The organism is Luteibacter sp. P4_E6 (assembly GCF_056401535.1).
Genome location: NZ_JBFUJE010000412.1, coordinates 1 through 3,534 on the forward strand (window position 1 = coordinate 1; position 3,534 = coordinate 3,534).

The window sequence follows — 3,534 nt, forward strand, 5'->3', positions numbered from 1 at the left end:
CCCCTCCAGCTTCTGACACATGCGGCGCCATCCAGGCCGAGAGCTCATGAGCGAGTTCGTCGGCCTGGAAAACACCCGTGTCGTGTCGAGCAACAGGCCCCGAATCGAGCCAGGCCACAACCGGTGTCATCGCGCCGGGTGGCGCATTCGAGAACAAGACCGCCAGCCTGCCGGCAAGCAGGCGGGTCCCCGGGGACAACGCCGCTTCATCCGGCAAGGTCATCATGCGTGCAGGCGTGAGCACCGGTTGTCGCTCAGGTCTCGACCGATGGCTCTTGCTCTTTTGCCCGCTCGTCCTCCAGACGTTGTTGCTCCCGCAAGCTGTCTTCCATGAAGCGCTCCCGCCACTCCAGGCTCACACCGTCGGTCTGGCGCTCAATCATCGGGATGTCGATGGGTGACCGGGACTCAGGCGCAATGCCCATTGCTGATTGCACGTCCTGGATGCACGCATCCCCACGTTCGAGCAGGTCCTCGTAGGTGATGCGGATGGGCGTGGTGCCCGTCAGGTCGAAGGTTTTCTCCCAAGCGTTCTTCTGGTGGTTGATGGAGCGCAGGCACATCCTGATGTGGGTAAAGTCGTACCCGACCTCGGGCGTCCCGGGCACACCGGCGAACCAGGCCTTTGACCGCTGGGCACGGGAATAGGACATGGCCTGCCCGATGTCATCCCGCCGGGTGAGATAAACGACGTGGTCAGGCCGGATTTCCGCGAGGAAGTCCGGTGCCCGTTTGGCAATCTCGATGTAGTTGGCGATGAACATCTTGAACCCATAGACGCCGTTCGCCGACGTCCTGAGGCGCTCGACGTCCTGCCAGTAATTGACCAGCGACATGGCCTCCATCTCGACGCTGTACCCGAGCCGCCGGAGCAGATTGCCGACGACCCTGAAGTTGAGATACTCCATGGGCGCGCCGAGCAGGCCTGATTGCCAGAACCGGATGGCGCAGTACGTGCTGCCCGAGCGCGGCACCGTGGCGAGCATGTACCGGATGGTCGGGTCTTCGCCGAAGCAGTTGAAGTCCAGACCGGCGTCGTAATACTGGCTCGCCTGGTGAGGGCGGCCGCCGATGAGCCGGTCCGGCGRCACCCGTTGGTTTTGCGCGCTCAACGGACGAACCTTTCCTCGATTTTCACAGACTTGAACCGGCCGTCTGCGATGACCTTCTGTCTTGCCCACTTGATAATGTCAAGCGACAGGCCAGGCTTTCTGGCCTGCTTGTCGGTGTAAAAGATTGTCAGCGTGGGGATGGCGTCACAGCCAGGCGCCAGCTGCTGACCGGGGTCAGCCTTTCGGGACGCGCCGCATTTGGGACCAAGGAAGCCAGCGGCCTGCACAGTGCCAACCGATGCATCCGTGACCACGAACGCCTTGTTGCCGACGCAGTTGTGCGGCTCACAGGCGCCGAAGAGTTTCTGTCCACCGGCGAGGGTCACTTCGGGGTCCGGGATGCCRCCGAGAACGTAATTGAACTGCTCCGAGAGATTGTTTGCCTTTGCTTCCATCACCACGCGTGAAGCGGGCGCAGGAGGGGCGGCGGCCATCATCGCGTTCTTGTTGACGAAGTCACCTTGCGTCGTCGAAAAGTACGTCGACGCCTTACTCATCAACTGAGCGCGGGTGTCCGAGCTGCTCCAGCCGATGTTCGACGGGGTGGTGGTCGCAGCGGATTTCTGTGCATAAGCAGGGGACAGGCCGACGGCCAAGAGAATGGCACCAGCAGTAAGTGGGGAATAAATCTTCAGGCTCAGCATCGCTTTTTCTCCATGGTTGGTCTGTTGCAATCAACCGTTCAGGGACACTGTCCGTTGGTGTCGTCTTGCGGTAGTGCGCTGGACGTCACATCCGTCTGCAACGAGGTGGCATCGCCGGTATATCGCGCGTTGGTACTATTTGGGCCGTACCAGTTTTGCAGCTCACTGACGGCCGCACTCCAGTTGCCGCTGGTTACGTCCCCCCAGAACGTTGGCGCAGAGCTCGCAAGGTTCGGTCCGTTGGGATAAGCCACGTCCACAATCACGGTCTGGGCTTCCGCCGGCAACTGGTCAAACTGCTCGCCACTCGATGCCGCGTTGTAACTGGCAGCGACGGTAGCGCGGGTGGAATTTTGCAGGGCGTCCGACAGTGTCTGTGCGTCGGCCGCCGAGAGCACCGGGGCACCGTGTGCGGTGACGGCATCTGCTGCGGCCTGACCCTTGAGGCCAAAGAACGGGGTGAGGGTCGTGATAATGCTTTGCGACACCCCCATTGCCTGAAGACCCGCAGCCGATTGTGAGCCAAGGTCGACGCCGGCACCAATGGTGACGCCGGAATTGGGGAACTGCGTGGCGTTGAGGGTGTAACCCGTGGTGAGCACGCCACCCTCGTTGGCATCGATGTAACTCGAACTGACCCGGTTGTCTGCCGCCAGAGGGGTGTAGCAGTGCGTGGTGTCCGGCGGCGTGGAAGTGCCCCCACCCCCGCCACCGCCGGGGTCGCCACCGGTTCCACCCGGAGGCGTACCGCCACCCGGGTCGCCACCGCCGCCCGTCCCGCTGATGGGGCCGGTACCCGGTCCGGTCGTCGCGGTGACCGTGGTCCCTGTCAGCGGGGTTGTGGTGTAGTTCGTGCCCATGACGAGCTCGATTTCCTTGACCGTCAGCGGCCGCATCGCAGTTGCAGAACGGGTGGCGGAGCGGCTGGTGGATGACCCTTGCGCGCCATTGCTGTTCCCCGACGAAGAATCAGGGAAAGCCGAATCGGCAGGAACACCGAGGGGTGTGGGCGCTGCAATGGCTGCAGCCTGGTAACCGGACAACACGTACGCAATGGCAACAGATAGACGTCTAACTTCCATTGGATCCTCCGTGGATGCCGGCACCAACCCGGCGTGCATCAACCATGTCCGACACGGGAGAAAGCACGGTGGCTTCCTTGCCGCATCGAGCTCCCATCCGGGAGCACCGAGGCATAAACATAGCAGCGCAATTGGGTCCGATTTGTGACGCGCAAGTCATAGCTTGCGGTGTCATTCCGACATGCGTGCGGCAAAGATGGGGCACGTTCAAGGCAAGAATTTCGAACCGAAAATACTTGCGACATCAGACGCCATGACACGCCTCAGTCGATGAGCGAGCGCCGCTTCAATTCCGCAATTATCTGCGCCGCAAGTTCCACTGGTGTTCCCCTCGAGCCGTCCAAAGTGAGCTCGGGATTTGCCGGAATTTCATATGGGTCACTGATGCCGGTGAAGTTTTTCAGCGCTCCGGAGCGGGCCTGTGCATACAACCCCTTGGTGTCGCGCCCTTCGCAAACAGCCAGGCTGGTGTTGACGTGCACTTCGATGAAGTCGCCAAACGCCTCAACCATCTCCCGTGCGCGGGCGCGGTCGTCCGCATAGGGGGCAATGGGTGCACAGATGGCGACGCCGCCATGCCGAACAACCTCGCCAGCAACGTAGGCAATCCGCTGGACGTTGGCCGAGCGGTCGGCGCGGGAAAAACCGAGTCCGGCAGATAATGTTCTTCGCACCTCGTCCCCGTCGAGCATGCTC

General features: G+C 61.9%; 5 protein-coding genes. All 5 read right to left on the reverse strand.

Features of this window, described 5'->3' with window-relative positions; translation table 11 throughout:
• Nucleotides 1-226 (reverse strand): hypothetical protein (locus AC1DT2_RS18235; protein WP_477297890.1); only part of this gene is annotated, 226 nt, incomplete at its 3' end.
• A 28-nt stretch (nt 227-254) separates the two neighbouring features.
• Complete coding sequence (locus AC1DT2_RS18240) at nt 255-1,112, reverse strand: Stf0 family sulfotransferase (protein ID WP_477297892.1); 858 nt, start codon at nt 1,110-1,112, stop codon at nt 255-257.
• Nucleotides 1,109-1,756 carry a hypothetical protein gene (locus AC1DT2_RS18245; protein ID WP_477297893.1) on the reverse strand — a complete coding sequence of 216 codons (648 nt, stop codon included), beginning with the start codon at nt 1,754-1,756 and terminating at the stop codon, nt 1,109-1,111. Before AC1DT2_RS18245 ends, AC1DT2_RS18240 begins: the two co-directional genes overlap by 4 nt.
• Before the next feature lie 38 nt (nt 1,757-1,794).
• The gene (locus AC1DT2_RS18250; RefSeq protein WP_477297895.1) at nt 1,795-2,652 is read right to left on the reverse strand and encodes a pesticin C-terminus-like muramidase; all 858 of its coding nucleotides are present in this window, start codon (nt 2,650-2,652) and stop codon (nt 1,795-1,797) included.
• Nucleotides 2,653-3,101: 449 nt separating this feature from the next.
• The coding region (gene cysC / locus AC1DT2_RS18255; protein WP_477297896.1) for an adenylyl-sulfate kinase at nt 3,102-3,534 on the reverse strand (433 nt) is incomplete at its 5' end.

Coding starts and splice junctions, on each gene's coding strand:
- AC1DT2_RS18250 (WP_477297895.1), bottom strand. CDS start 2,652: ATGCGGCCGCTGACGGTCAAGGAAATCGAGCTCGTCATGGGCACGAAC.